Genomic DNA, 12,677 nt, shown 5'->3' on the forward strand with positions numbered 1-12,677 from the left:
TCAAGGATTCGGCTCCGGACCCCCCGACCGGAGCAACTCCGGTCATTCGCACGAGACTTCGAGGGCTCCTCCCCTGTCGGTGCCCGGTGGCATCATCGGTCCATGACGCAGGGATCCGAGTCCGTCCGTTTCGCCGAGGACACCACCGACACCGTCCTGCACCACTTCGAGCGCCGGGTGCGGGAGGCACCCGAGGCGCCCGCCCTCATGGCCGCCCCGAAGCACGAACTCCCTTACGGGGTACTGGACGCCCGGGCCAACCGGCTGGCGCACCACCTGCTCGCCCGCGGCCTGCCGCCCGGTGGCCTCGTCGCCGTCGGCACCACCCGCCACGACGAGCTCGTCGTCGCGATCCTCGCCGTCCTGAAGGCCGGCGGGTCCTACGCCGTCGTCGACGCCGAAACGCCCCGCACCGGGCGGCAACAACTGCTCGCACTCGCCCCCTTGGCGCCCTTCGCGCTGCTCACACACTCGCCCCACCGGGCCGCCCTCGACACGGCCTCGGGCCTGCGCGCGATCCGGACCGACGACGACGCCACCGAGATCGCAGCCCGGCCCGGCTACGCGCCGGACCTCGCGGAAGCGGCCGACGGCCGCGCCGCGCCGGCCGACGGCCGCGCGGCCGTCCTGTTCACGGCCGGCGCCGACCCGCGGCCCGTGCCCGTCACCCACGCCGTACTGCTCGCCGCCCACGAGGGCTGGAGCGAACTGGCCCGGCCGACTCCGCAGGACCGCCACCTCATCACCGCCCGCCCGGACGTCACCGCCTTCGCCGCCGGCTGGACCCGCGTCCTGTGCACGGGCGGCGCTCTCGTCCTGCCGCCCGACGCCTCGTGGCGCACGGAGAACTCGTACCAGGTCCGTACAGCGGTCGAGAACCAGCAGGTCACCGTCCTGCACTCCGACCCCGCCGGCATCGCCGCGCTGGTGATCGACGGCCCCAGGCCCACCGCCGCGGACCGCAGGACCGGCCCCCGGCGGCTGCGCTCGCTGCGGCTGGCCACCGTCACCGGCGACCGCCTCCACCTCGACGAACTGGACGCCCTGCACGTCCGCCTGCGCCCGGGCGTACGGATCCTCGACGTCTACGGCCTCGCCGAGACGGCCGGAGCGGGCACCTGCTTCGAACTTCCCCAACTGCCCGCCCCCGTCGCCGAACCGGAGCGGCTCTCCCTGCTGGGCACCCCCTTCGGGGGATGCCAGGTCCACGTGCGGGGCGGGGAGATCCACCTCACCCCGCCCGGCGGCGGGGACGCGATACCCACCGGCGACCTCGGCGTGCTCCGCCCCGACGGCCTGCTGGAGTACGGCGGCCGGATCCGGGACCGGATCCCCCTGCACGGAGGCTCCTTCGACCCCCACCCCGTCGAGGCGGCGATCCGCACCCACCCCGGCATCGGCGCCGCCCTCGTCGCCGGCGTGGACGGCATCGGCAAGCACGGCGAGCGCCGGATCGTGGCCTACGTGTCCCCGCCGCCGGGCGACCCGGCCTGGGACGCCTCCGCGCCCCTGCCCGAGGTCTACGGCCTGCGCAACCACCTCGCCGGCGTCGTCCTCAAGGAAGTGACGCCGACCATCCTCGTCCGGCTGAGGACCCTGCCGCGCAAGCGGGGCGGACAGGAGGACCGCTCGGCCCTGCCGCTGCCCACACAACCCGTCTCCGAACGCCCCGCCCCGCACGGCAGCAAGTTCGCCCGGGCGGCCGCCCACGTCGGCGATCCGGACGGCGGCCGGGCCTACGCCGCCGGATGCCTGACGATCGTCCTCGCCTTCCTCACCCTGGTGCTGACCGATCTCGTGTGGCCCGGATCCACGGACCTCTCCGCCGTGCCCCAGCCGTGGGCGGCCCTCTTCTTCCTGCTCTACGTGGCCGAGAGCCTGGCCTTCGGCGCGGGCCTCGCCTTCCTGTTCACCGGCCACCGCCTGATCGAACGCCGCGAACGCGGCCGGCACCCGGGCCGCATCAGGGCCGTCCACCTCGCCGCGAGCTACCTCCTGCTGGCCTGGTGGCCGCAGGACAACGCCTACCGTCTGGCGGCCAAACAGGACTGGCCCCTCCAGGCCTTCCTCGTCTACACCTTCAACATCCCCCTGATGATCGCGGGCCTCGTCGTCGCCGTCCACCTGGCCCGCAAGCCGGACTCGCCCTTCGACTTCGAGGACAGGACCTGACCACCGGCCGGCCGCGGCCTGCTCACGGGGCGGCGGGCGCCGGGGCGTCGAACATCGCGCCGACGGCCGCCGCCCCGGAGCGGACCAGCGCCTCGGCCGCGTCCAGGGCCTCCAGGCTGTGCGCGGCCACCAGCACTCCCAGCCAGGGGGCCGGATCGAAGGCTCCCGTCGGGATCGCGGGGACGAACACCGCCCCGAGGCCCGCGCACGCCCGGGCCAGGTCCGCGCAGAGCTCGTCCAACTGCGCCTCGGGCAGCCGCGCCCCGAGCTCCACCCGGTCGGCGATCCGAACGAGGTGACCCGCGCCCCGCAGCGCGTCGAGCCGGGCCTCCACCATGAAGGCGACCGAGGGGCCGGTCAGCCGCAGGTTCGTCTCGGTCGGCGCCGGCCGCCCCGCGGCTTCCACGACGAAGTCCACGTCGAACCAGCCCCGGTAGCCGGACGCCGCCAGCTCCCGGCCCACCGCCCCGCCGAAGGCGAGGACCGGCCCCTGTGCCCAGTCGGGAACCGCTCCGGGGCCCACCGTGGCTCCGCGGTAGGCGCCCGCCGTCACGTCCATCAGGGCCGCGCCCACCTCGTGCACCCCGCCCGACGCGTCCACGAAACCGTCGTACGTCAGGTCCCGGACGGCGCCCGGTTCCGTCGGGCCCTCGACGAACTCCTCCACCAGCAGCGGTCCGCGCGGCAGCCGCCGCAGGACGGCGCGGGCACCGCCCGCCGCCCGCACCTGCCCGGCCGTGACCACGGTCGTCCCCGAACCCCCGACACCGTGCTCCGATTTCAGCACGGTGCTCCGGCCCGCCCGTGCCCGTGCGGACAGCAGCCGCGCCGCCGACCACCGCGTCGTCGTCCGGACCTGTGCGGGCAGCACGATCCGGGGATGCCCGCCCTGCGCCAGGACCCGCCCGAACAGGCCGTGCGCCGCGGCCTTCGACTCGTAGCGCAGGTCCTCGGGCCGCCACGGCCGGCCCGCCAGCAGCCCGAACGGCCGGGTGAGGCCCCACGGTACGAGCGGCTCCCCGGCCCCCGTCAGCCGTGCGGCCAGCGCCGGCCGGGCCCGTACGGCGTCCACGAGCCCGGGGCCCCGCTCCACCAGGCCGTCGTACACCTCGACCCCGGTCCAGCCCAGTTGTCGGCAGACCAGGTCCGTCCAGCCGGCGGGCACCGCCCTCGGCAGCACCAGCGCGGACGGGCAGGGGCTGTAGAAGGCGGCCAGACAGGCGTAGTGGTGCGCGGCCGCCTGCTCGCGGTCCAGGGAGGAGTCGCCGAACTGCGCGTTGAACTCGGCGACGTTGCCCACGTGCACGGCTCGCCCGCCACCGGTCCAGGCCCGTGCCCAGTCGGCGAGCGGGGCCGGAGCCACCTCGAACCGCACCAGACGACCGCTCCGGTCCGCCGCAGGGGCCGCCGCGGCCGCGGCAGCGGTCGGCCCCGGCGGCGCGGCCGGCGCCGCGATCGCGCCCATCGCCCGGTAGAAGCCGGCGGCATGCGGATCCGAGTCGATGACCAGCCTGCGCACGCCCTGCTCCACGGCCCGCCGCAGCACGTCCCGGTACAGGAGCCGCCCCACGCCCCGCCCGATGGCGGACGGTTCGACGAACAGCAGCCCGAGCGTAGCCAGCGGGGCGGCGCCCTCCAGGGAAGCGAGCCCGAGGACCGCCCCCTGCGGGTCCTCGGCGACCACGATCCGGCGCGCGCTCACCTCGTCGGGCCGGATCCGCAGTTCCGGGGCGCAGGCGGCCAGGAAGGCGGCGTCGTAACCCCAGTGCGCCTTGGACCGCATCACCAGCCCGGTCAGGGCCTCCGCCTCGGCCGCCCGCGCGGCCCTGACCTTTACCATTCGCTGACCTCCCCATGGTCTGCCGGAAGGCCGTGCGATAGATTCGGCCTCCCCACGGCAGGTATTTTCCCACCCATCGGAGACAGGCTTCTCAATGAGCGACATCATCAACGGACTTGGCCGCACCAGCGCCTACGGTGCCCTGGGCCTGGTCCTGCTGATCCTCGGCATCGTCCTCGTGGACGTGCTGACGCCCGGGAAGCTCCCGAAGCAGATCTGGGAAGAGCGCAACCGCAACGCGGCCCTCTTCCTCAGCTCGGCGCTCCTCGGCATCGGCGGCATCGTCTTCACGTCGATCTGGACCACCTACGACGACTTCGGCAAGGGCCTGGCGTCGACGGCAGCCTTCGGGCTCCTCGGCCTGGTCCTGATGGCGGTCGCCTTCCTGGTGCTCGACCTGGTGACCCCGGGCAAGCTCGGCGCGATCGTCGTCGACCCGCAGCCCCACCCGGCGGTCTGGGTCTCCTCCGCCTGCAACCTGGCCGTCGCCGCGATCGTCGCCGCCTCGATCGCCTGACGCGCGAGCACCCGAACACCTCCAGAGCGCCGCTCCGTCAGGGGAGCGGCGCTCTCGACGTTCCCGGCCCGGCCCCGGCCGGGGCCGGGCCGCCCCCGCGCCACGGACGACCCCTACGCCAGGCCGAGCGCGAACACTCCGAAGCCCACCGCCAGCAGCGCCGCCACCGTACGCCGCAGCCCGTTCGCCCGCCGGCCCGTCGCCGCCGGCGCCTCGAACCGCCGCGCGTACCGGGCGATCCCCACCAGCAGGACCGCGAACACCGGCATCCACGCCACCCGCGCCGCGATCCATCCCAAGGTGTCCGGCGCCGTCGTCAGCCCGGCCACCCCGCCCGCGAACGAGGCGGGCACGGCCGCGGCCAGCATCGCCGTCTGGTGCCAGCACAGGATCGTCATCGCACACAGGTTGACCACGACCACCGGGGCCCACAGGGCCGGCCGGGCCAGCAGCCGCGCCAGCCGGTCCCGCAGCAGGACCGCCGCGCCCGACTGCGCCGAGGCGAGGGCCAGTACGAGCAGCGACGGCGGGTGCGAGTTGGTCCGCGCCGCACCCGGCACCCCCACCATCGACGCCGGATAGTGGAAGACCGCCAGCAGCGCCGCGAACAGCAGCGCCCCGCCGGCCAGCAGCAGCCAGGCCCCGCGGCGGCCGATCCGCCGCTCGCCCCAGGCCACGCCCAGCTGGTACGCGAACAGCCAGCCCGGCAGGATGTTCAGCACCGCCAGCCACGACGGCACGGACTGCGCGAACGGCCCGTAGCGCAGCAGGTCCACGACCGCGACCGAGGCGATCAGCGGGGCCGCAGCCCAGCCGCCGAGCCGGCGCGCGGCCCGCACGCAGTACGGGGTCAGCGCGGTGACCACCACGTACACCCCGACGAACCACAGCGGTTGCACGACCAGCGTCGCGCCCGTCCGCAGCGTCGCCTCCGGCACCCCGGCCGCGTACAGCACCGGCGCGGCCAGCGCCCACACCGCCGTGACCCCGAGCACGGGCCGGCCCAGGCGCACGATCCGGCCCTTCAGCCAGGCGGCCGCCGACCCCGGGCGCCGCCTGTAGGACAGCGCCGAGGCGTACCCGCCGACGAGGAAGAAGACGCCCAGCATCTGGAGCACCCAGCTCGCCGGCGCCAGGGCGCCGAAGGCCGACAGGGGACTTGCGTTGTGCAGACCGCCGTCGCCGTCGAGCGTGAAACCGCCGAGCAGCCAGTGGCCGGTCGGCACGGCCAGCAGCGCCAGGGCGCGCAGTCCGTCGACCGCCCGGTCGCGGTGGGCGGGGGTCCGCCGGTCGATCCGCTCGGCGGTCTCGCGCAGCCGTGCCGGCAGGGTGGAGGCGCTCACCGGGCCTCCCCCTTCGCGATCGCGGCGAACGCCGGGAGGGACTGCGTACCCGGCGTGAAGTAGCCCGCGTGGCCCCGTACGTCGGCGGCGGGCACCCGGCGCGCGCCGAAGGCCGCCGAGGTGGGGTCGGCGCCGTGGCCGAGACCGGCGAAGCGGACGTTCGGCACGTCCGCGATCCAGTCCGAGGGCCCTCGGGCCGCCCACACGCGCGCGCCGGTGCGCAGGCCGTCGGCGGTGTCCGCCCGCATGCCGGGGGACCCGAACACCACGACGTCGCTCGCGTCGGTGTGCCGGGCGGCCAGTCCGCAGACCACGGAGCCGTAGCTGTGGCAGAACAGCACCGGGTCGGGCGCGCCGACCGCGTCGAGACCCGCGGTGAACCGGGCCAGACGGGTCGCCCCGGCCGCGGCCAGCCGTCCGTCGGCCGCGTCGAGGCCGACGCCGACCGGGGTGGTGTACCCGGTCCACGCGATGACGGCCACGGGTCCGTCGGTCTCCGGGCGGGCGGCCGTCGGCGTGCCGGCCGCGGGCGCGCCGGCCGCGGGCGTGCCGGTCGCCGTGCGCAGCGCCCGGGCCATCGCGGCCGGGCCGGTGTGCGGCGCGCGCCGGGCGTCGTGGGAGGCGGCGTCGTTGTCGGAGCCCGGCACGATCACCGACACGTGCGCGGCGTGCTCCAGGTCCCCGAAGACCTCGGCGACCTGGCCCCGGCCGCGCGGGTCGAAGGCCAGGATCCGCCGGCCGGGCGCGGCCAGGGAGGCGTACCGCGCGTCACCCGTGGCGGCGACGGCGAGCCGGTTGGCCTCGTACCGCAGGGGGAGCGGCGCCCCGTCCAGGTTGCCCACCACCAGCGGGTGGGACCGTACGAGCGCCGTGCGCGCCGCGTCGTCCAGCCCGGCGAAGAACCGGGCCACCTCCCGCGGCGCCGCCGTCGCGGGGTCGGGCAGCGCCCTGCCGTACGCCGTGTCGGCCCGCCAGGCGGCGCTGCCGGGCGGCGGCCCGGTGACCGCCGACTGGCTGTCGCCCGAAGCCCAACCGGCGGTCCCCCCGACGACGGCCACCGCCAGTGCGGCCGTGACCAGCGTCCTTCCGAAGCGGCGCATGCCCCTTCTCCTCTCCTCGTGACGAGGGGGAAGGTAGGAAGGGGACACCGCCGCGTGCGTCGGACCGTGGAGCCAAGTCGGATGTCATACCCCGGTAGGGGGTGGAGGAGACGGCTGCCGCGGGCGGCCCGGTCGCCCGGATCAGGCCGAGTCGCCGGGGCGCACCAGGCCCGCCTCGTACGCGAAGATCACTGCCTGGGCCCGGTCGCGCAGGTCGAGCTTGGCCAGCACCCGCCCGATGTGCGTCTTCACGGTCTGCTCCGCCAGGACCAGGTGACCGGCGATCTCCTGGTTCGACAGCCCGCGCGCGATCAGCTCCAGCACCTCGGTCTCGCGCGGCGTCAGACCGTTCAGCCGCAGCGCCGGGTCCTTGCGCGGCGCCGGCCGCTGCTGGACGAAGTCCGCGATCAGCCGCCGTGTCACCGAGGGCGCCAGCAGCGCCTCGCCGGAGGCGACGACCCGTACCGCCGCGATCAGGTCCGCGGGCGGGGCGTCCTTCAGCAGGAAGCCGGAGGCGCCGGCGCGCAGCGCCTCGTACACGTAGTCGTCGATGTCGAAGGTGGTCAGCATGAGCACCTTCGGCCGGTGCACGACACCGGGCGGCGGGTCGAGGAGCTCCCGGGCCGCCGCCAGCCCGTCCATCTCCGGCATCCGTACGTCCATCAGCACCACGTCGGGGTGGGTGGAGCGGGCCACCTGCACCCCCTGGCGCCCGTCCGGGGCCTCGCCCACCACGTCGATGTCGGCCTGGGCGGACAACAGCGCGGCGAATCCCGCCCGCACCATGGCCTGGTCGTCGACGATGACCACGCGGATGGTCAACTGCGCTCCTCGTTGGTGTCGTTCACAGGGTTCGCCCGGTTCGCCCGGTCCGCTTCGTTCGCCGCGTTCCCGCCGGCGCTTCCGTCACCGGGGTGCAGCGGCAGGCGTGCGGCGACCCGGAAGCCCCCGTCGGGCAGTGGCCCGGTGTCCAGCGTCCCGCCGGTCAACCGTACGCGCTCCCGCATCCCCACGAGACCGTGCCCCGTGCCCGGCCCCTCCGGCTCCACCACCGCGTCCCGGGCCGCGGGACCGTTGACGACGAGCACGAGCACCTCGTCGTCGTCGGCCGTGACCGAGACCCGGGTGGGTGCGCCCGGTGCGTGCCGCACCACGTTGGCGAGGGCCTCCTGCACGATCCGGTACGCCGAGAGGTCCACCGCCGGCGGGGCGGCGCCCGCCGCGCCGGCCGCCAGCGACAGCTCCACCGGCTGGCCCGCCCGTACGGTCGCCTCCACCAGCTGCTGGAGCCGGCCGATGCCGGGCTGCGGGGCGCGGTCCCCCTCGCCGCCCCCGCCGGGGCCGTCCGCGCCGCCCGCCCCGTCGGGGGCCCGCAGCACGGACAGCAACCGCCGCATCTCGCCGAGGGACTCCCGCGCGCTTGCCGCGATCGCCGCGAACTCCTGCTGCACCGGATCGGGCATGCCCGGAAGCCGGTAGGGCGCCGAATCCGCCTGCACGGTGATCACCGACATGTGGTGGGCGACGACGTCGTGCAACTCGCGTGCGATGCGGGCGCGTTCCTCCAGCAGGGTGCGCCGGGACCGTTCGGCCTCGCTGATGCTCTCCTGCTCGGCGATCCGCTGGCGCGCGTCGCCCAGACCGCGCAGCGCACCCGTCAGGGCCAGCATTATTCCGGCGAGCACGAAGAGCAGCGCGGAGGTGTTCGAGGTGTCGGCGGGCTGGAAGAAGCCCAGCACCGCACCGAGCGCGCCGGTCACCAGCCATACCCCGACCAGGTTCCGGATGGACTCGCGCAGCCCCAGGCAGGCCATCAGCACCAGGTAGCCGACGATGGCCATCGGCGTCCACGGCCAGGGGTGCCCGGCCACCTCGTCGGCCTGGGCCAGCAGGACGGCGCCGACGGCGTCGGCGAACAGCACGAGCAGCCATGCGGGCAGCGGCCGGGTCACCGCGAGGAGCAGGGGTACGGTCTGCGCCACCCCGAGCGCACCCGACCAACCGCCGTCCAGCCCGTAGTCGTTGGCCAGCACCGTGATGGTCGTCGGCAGCAGCGAGACCACGAAGGTGCCGATCACGACGTACGGCAGTGCTCGCTGCCAGGCCTTGGGAGCCTGTGCGAACAGCGGCTGCGCCGACGCGGCGGGCGTACGCAGGGCAGCGGCGAGCTGTGCCAGGGCGCCGGCCCCACGGGCGCCGGCGGTGCGTGCCGGGACCCCTGGCGGGGTGCGCCGTCCGGTCCGTTCGCGGGCTTTGTCGCTCATGATCGCACCAGCCTATGCCCCGCCGGGCCCGTAAGGGGGCAGGGGTAGGCTGCACACCAGTCGATCATGGGGGAGATGTTCGCATGGGCGGGGCGGCCGCGCTGGAGAAGCTCGTGCCGGTGCTGCTGGCCTTCGGCGGCGGGGTCTTCCTCGCCCGCCGCAAGGTGGTTCCGGCCGAGGCATCCAAGGCCTTCTCCGACTACGCCTTCCTCTTCGCGGTGCCGTGCTACCTCTTCGGCAACATCTACGCGAGCGACCTCGCCGCGCTGTTCAACTGGCGGGCGATAGGCGGATACGCCGCGGCCGCGGCGCTCGCCGTGGCGGCCGTGGCCGCGGTGGCGGTCGCCCGAGGCCTGCGGGAACCCCGTGAGGTGGCGCTGCGGGTGATGGCCGGAGTCCAGGTGAACACCGCCTATTTCGCCGTCCCCGTCTTCATCACCGTCTTCGGGACGGCCGCGCCGATCTTCCCGATCCTGCTCTTCCAGGTCTGCGTGCTGTCCCTGGTCGTCATCGCCCTCATGGAGCTGGGCCGCGCCGGCCCCGACGGGGGCGGTCCCGGCCGGCGCCTGTCCCGGGCCGTCGGCGCCTCGCTCGTCACTCCGCTGGTCCTCGCCTGCAACGCCGGCATCCTGCTCAACCTGCTCGCGGTGCGGGTCCCGGCCGTGGTCCTCGACGGAGCTGCCTTCGTCGGAAACAGCGCCTCGCCGGTGGCCCTGTTCGCCCTCGGCCTCCACCTCGGCGGCGCCGGCCTCCACCTGCGGGGCACCACGCGAGAGGAGATCGCCCTGATCGCCTTCAAGTGCCTGGCGTTCCCGCTGCTGACGTGGGCGGTGTGCGGGCTGCTCTTCGGGGTGCGGGGCGACTGGCTGGCGTACCTGGTGCTGATTGCCGCGATGCCGACCCCGCAGAACCTGTTCATCTTCGCCCAGCGCTACGACGTCGGCGTGGGCCTCTCCGCCTCGGTCGTGATCAAGACCTCGCTCGTGGCGCTGGTGCTGCTGCCCCTCTGGCTGCAGACGATCGCCTCCTGACCGGGCCGCTCGCCGAGCGTTCGACGAGCCCGGACGGCCGGGGCACCGTCAGCCGATCATGTGGTCGTTGTCGAAGTACTGGTCACCCCGGCAGACCGAGCAGGTGTCCATCCACTCACTGGTCCGGGTGTTCCAGGAGCACGGCCTCGCGTTGCACCCTTCGCAGCTCGGTACGTACGGGCCGGGGGGATTCCGCCGGACCCGCTCGTCGTAGCGGCGGCGTGCGAAGGACTGCTCGGTGAGCGCCAGGCCGTAGACCGTGGGGATGGCGATCAGCACGGCCGCGAAACCCAGGGCCCAGCCGGTTTCGACGTTCCACGGGGGCTTCGTCATGTCCCCGTAGGAGTAGATCCCGAACGGCGTGAACCACACCTGAAGCGCGGCCCAGGCCAGCCACTGGGTGGGTCGCACCGGCTCGGGCCGCTTCTCGTGCATGGCGGCCTCACCTCCTAGGCGTGGGTGATCTGGTGCAGCCTGACCGAAGGGATCTCGGCGCCGTTGGAGAAGCGGACCGTGGCGAGCCCGTGGAAGAACGACACAGAAGTGACCGTTCCGCGCGTGCCTTTCGTGACCCCTCTGCCGAGGTCGACCAGCGCGGTGACCTGGTCCCCGACAGCGATGTTCCTGCCCATGGATGCCTGCCTGATCGGAAAGGGGCGACGGGGAGACGGCTTGCGGGAGGCCGCGGCGGTGTCCCGGGGCCCGAAGGTCCACGCGCGCCCACCGCATCGCCGGACGAGGAGCTGTTCCGAGAGTCTGCCATGCGGGGACCGGGCCCGTGGGCGGATCGAGGCAAGTGCGGGGGCGGCCACGTACCCCCGGGCGGGACCGGCTCGTTGAGCCGGTATGGAACTGCCGACCATCGCGGCGCCGGGCGTCGGGGAACGGGCCGACGCCGCGGCCGATGCCGCCTGCCACCTCTACGACACCGTCGCGCCCTGGGGGCCCGGAGCGCCCGGAGGGTGGAGCCGCACCGCGGCCGAGGATGCCGCCGAGGCGATCGAGACCACCGCGCACGCCCTCGCGTCCGCCGCGCCGGGCGCCGAGGTGGTCCTGGCGCCCGTCCACGCGGCCCTGGCGGACCTGCGCCGCCGGCTCGGCCTCGCGCCCGCCGAACTGCTGACCGGCGACGGGCTGCCGGCGACCCCGCGGTCGGTGGGCAACCCGCGCCGGACGCGGTGGGTGCGCGCCCTTACGGCGCCTTCGCCCCGGCAACCGCCTTCTCGTACAACTTCCTGATGTCCGCGCCGAAGTAGGAGCTGTACGACACGTCGGGCTTGTCACCGCCCGTCTTCCAGCCGCCGATCACGCCCACCACGTCGCCGGTCCCGGTGCGGCCGTCGAGGCGCAGCAGGAACGGGCCGCCGCTGGTGCCGCCGGGGTAGCCGGTGCAGGCGATGCGCAGGAACGAGCCCGGGATCCGGGCGTCGGCGCTGGTGTACTTCGTCGTCCGGTTCACGCACAGGCGCGGCCGGGCGGCGGTGGAGGGGTGCCCGATCAGCGTGGCCCGCGCGTGCGTGTAACCGGCGCCCGTGACCAGCCGGTTGCCGCCCACCACGTCCTGTACGCGCCGTCCGTTCGGGCCGGGCCCGATCTGGGCGAAGGCCACGTCGAGGGCGGCCGCGCGGTTGACGCCCTGGGTGCGGTAGCGCTGGTCGATCCAGATCTTGGAGCGTCCGGCCGCCGTGCGCACGACTGGGAACATGCCGAACGGCCGCGGCTTGGCCCGCGTGTACTGCGGTACGAAGGCCACCTGCTGGGTGTCGGCGCCGAGCAGGCAGTGCCCGGCGCTGATCACCAGGTTGCGGCCGGGGGAGGCGACCACGCTCGCGGTGCAGAAGTAGGAGCCGCCGCCCTTGACGAGGAACATCCGGCCGACGACCGGGAGACCGCCGAAGTCCTGCCCGACGCCGGGGCCGGCGGCCGGGATCCGGGGGAGGGTCGGACGGGCGGGTGCGGGGGCGGGTGCCGGGGCCGGTGCGGGGCCGGGCGCCGGGAGGGTGACGGGCGCGGACACGGTGGGGGTGGGGGACGGGGCGGGGGACGGTGTTGCCGCCGCGACCGGCGGAACCGGCTGGGCAGGCGGGCCCGGTGGGAACTGTCGGACCGGCGGAACCGGGGCGGGCGGCACGGTCGGCACGGGCATCTCAGGCGTCGGAGGCTGCTCAGGCGTCACCGGAGGCCGTGGCGCGGCGGGGGCCTGTGGTGCCGCGGGAGCCTCCGGGGGCCCCGGCGGCAGGGGACGGGCCGATGCCATCCGCTCGGGCGTCCAGAAGGACTCCGCCTCGTGCGCGCCCCAGCGGCCCGCCGCCGCGGCGACGCCCCCCGCCTCGGCCACGGGCAGCGGCCCCGCGGACACCAGCAGGGCGGCCGCCGCCGCGGCCACCGTCAACGTACGTCGCATGCCGGA

12 protein-coding genes are annotated in these 12,677 nt (G+C 75.1%); 4 read left to right on the forward strand and 8 right to left on the reverse strand.

Annotated elements, in window-relative coordinates; translation table 11 throughout:
• The first annotated feature begins 102 nt into the window (after positions 1-102).
• On the forward strand, positions 103-2,172 hold the full coding sequence (locus tag AB0O53_RS03460) for an AMP-binding protein (protein ID WP_365193001.1): 2,070 nt from the start codon (positions 103-105) through the stop codon (positions 2,170-2,172).
• A gap of 22 nt (positions 2,173-2,194) precedes the next feature.
• On the opposite strand, the gene AB0O53_RS03465 is transcribed toward AB0O53_RS03460, so the two are convergent.
• Complete coding sequence (locus AB0O53_RS03465) at positions 2,195-4,012, reverse strand: GNAT family N-acetyltransferase (RefSeq protein WP_365193003.1); 1,818 nt, start codon at positions 4,010-4,012, stop codon at positions 2,195-2,197.
• A gap of 94 nt (positions 4,013-4,106) precedes the next feature.
• Between AB0O53_RS03465 and AB0O53_RS03470 the strand changes: the two genes are divergently transcribed.
• A complete protein-coding gene (locus AB0O53_RS03470) occupies positions 4,107-4,529 on the forward strand; it encodes a DUF350 domain-containing protein (RefSeq protein ID WP_266495891.1) in 423 nt (140 codons plus the stop codon).
• 113 nt (positions 4,530-4,642) lie between these two features.
• Here the strand turns inward: AB0O53_RS03470 and AB0O53_RS03475 are convergent, their stop codons facing one another.
• From AB0O53_RS03475 to AB0O53_RS03490, 4 genes are all read right to left on the reverse strand, one after another.
• Complete coding sequence (locus AB0O53_RS03475) at positions 4,643-5,872, reverse strand: acyltransferase family protein (protein ID WP_365193005.1); 1,230 nt, start codon at positions 5,870-5,872, stop codon at positions 4,643-4,645.
• Positions 5,869-6,972 carry an alpha/beta hydrolase gene (locus AB0O53_RS03480; protein WP_365193007.1) on the reverse strand — a complete coding sequence of 368 codons (1,104 nt, stop codon included), beginning with the start codon at positions 6,970-6,972 and terminating at the stop codon, positions 5,869-5,871. The genes AB0O53_RS03475 and AB0O53_RS03480 overlap by 4 nt, the downstream gene beginning before the upstream one ends.
• A 141-nt stretch (positions 6,973-7,113) precedes the next feature.
• The gene (locus tag AB0O53_RS03485) at positions 7,114-7,794 is read right to left on the reverse strand and encodes a response regulator (RefSeq protein ID WP_365193009.1); all 681 of its coding nucleotides are present in this window, start codon (positions 7,792-7,794) and stop codon (positions 7,114-7,116) included.
• Positions 7,791-9,236 carry a sensor histidine kinase gene (locus AB0O53_RS03490; RefSeq protein ID WP_365193010.1) on the reverse strand — a complete coding sequence of 482 codons (1,446 nt, stop codon included), beginning with the start codon at positions 9,234-9,236 and terminating at the stop codon, positions 7,791-7,793. The genes AB0O53_RS03485 and AB0O53_RS03490 overlap by 4 nt, the downstream gene beginning before the upstream one ends.
• Before the next feature lie 83 nt (positions 9,237-9,319).
• Between AB0O53_RS03490 and AB0O53_RS03495 the strand changes: the two genes are divergently transcribed.
• On the forward strand, positions 9,320-10,267 hold the full coding sequence (locus AB0O53_RS03495) for an AEC family transporter (RefSeq protein WP_365193012.1): 948 nt from the start codon (positions 9,320-9,322) through the stop codon (positions 10,265-10,267).
• Positions 10,268-10,315: 48 nt separating this feature from the next.
• Here the strand turns inward: AB0O53_RS03495 and AB0O53_RS03500 are convergent, their stop codons facing one another.
• Positions 10,316-10,702: a hypothetical protein gene (locus AB0O53_RS03500; protein ID WP_350989464.1), complete on the reverse strand. Its 387-nt coding sequence runs from the start codon at positions 10,700-10,702 to the stop codon at positions 10,316-10,318.
• A 14-nt stretch (positions 10,703-10,716) separates the two neighbouring features.
• Positions 10,717-10,899: a hypothetical protein gene (locus AB0O53_RS03505; protein ID WP_350989466.1), complete on the reverse strand. Its 183-nt coding sequence runs from the start codon at positions 10,897-10,899 to the stop codon at positions 10,717-10,719.
• 214 nt (positions 10,900-11,113) lie between these two features.
• On the opposite strand from AB0O53_RS03505, the gene AB0O53_RS03510 reads away from it, so the two are divergent.
• On the forward strand, positions 11,114-11,506 hold the full coding sequence (locus AB0O53_RS03510) for a hypothetical protein (protein ID WP_350989468.1): 393 nt from the start codon (positions 11,114-11,116) through the stop codon (positions 11,504-11,506).
• Here the strand turns inward: AB0O53_RS03510 and AB0O53_RS03515 are convergent.
• Positions 11,460-12,671 carry a hypothetical protein gene (locus AB0O53_RS03515; RefSeq protein ID WP_365193014.1) on the reverse strand — a complete coding sequence of 404 codons (1,212 nt, stop codon included), beginning with the start codon at positions 12,669-12,671 and terminating at the stop codon, positions 11,460-11,462. The genes AB0O53_RS03510 and AB0O53_RS03515 overlap by 47 nt on opposite strands.
• Positions 12,672-12,677 lie beyond the last annotated feature (6 nt).

The organism is Streptomyces erythrochromogenes (assembly GCF_040684695.1).
Taxonomy (GTDB): Bacteria; Actinomycetota; Actinomycetes; order Streptomycetales; family Streptomycetaceae; genus Streptomyces; species Streptomyces erythrochromogenes_C.

What these genes read in the sequence shown, in the direction of transcription:
- AB0O53_RS03500 (WP_350989464.1), bottom strand. Translation starts at nt 10,702, where the DNA reads ATGCACGAGAAGCGGCCCGAGCCGGTGCGACCCACCCAGTGGCTGGCC.
- AB0O53_RS03470 (WP_266495891.1), top strand. Translation starts at nt 4,107, where the DNA reads ATGAGCGACATCATCAACGGACTTGGCCGCACCAGCGCCTACGGTGCC.
- AB0O53_RS03465 (WP_365193003.1), bottom strand. Translation starts at nt 4,012, where the DNA reads ATGGTAAAGGTCAGGGCCGCGCGGGCGGCCGAGGCGGAGGCCCTGACC.
- AB0O53_RS03460 (WP_365193001.1), top strand. Translation starts at nt 103, where the DNA reads ATGACGCAGGGATCCGAGTCCGTCCGTTTCGCCGAGGACACCACCGAC.
- AB0O53_RS03510 (WP_350989468.1), top strand. Translation starts at nt 11,114, where the DNA reads ATGGAACTGCCGACCATCGCGGCGCCGGGCGTCGGGGAACGGGCCGAC.
- AB0O53_RS03515 (WP_365193014.1), bottom strand. Translation starts at nt 12,671, where the DNA reads ATGCGACGTACGTTGACGGTGGCCGCGGCGGCGGCCGCCCTGCTGGTG.
- AB0O53_RS03495 (WP_365193012.1), top strand. Translation starts at nt 9,320, where the DNA reads ATGGGCGGGGCGGCCGCGCTGGAGAAGCTCGTGCCGGTGCTGCTGGCC.
- AB0O53_RS03505 (WP_350989466.1), bottom strand. Translation starts at nt 10,899, where the DNA reads ATGGGCAGGAACATCGCTGTCGGGGACCAGGTCACCGCGCTGGTCGAC.
- AB0O53_RS03490 (WP_365193010.1), bottom strand. Translation starts at nt 9,236, where the DNA reads ATGAGCGACAAAGCCCGCGAACGGACCGGACGGCGCACCCCGCCAGGG.
- AB0O53_RS03480 (WP_365193007.1), bottom strand. Translation starts at nt 6,972, where the DNA reads ATGCGCCGCTTCGGAAGGACGCTGGTCACGGCCGCACTGGCGGTGGCC.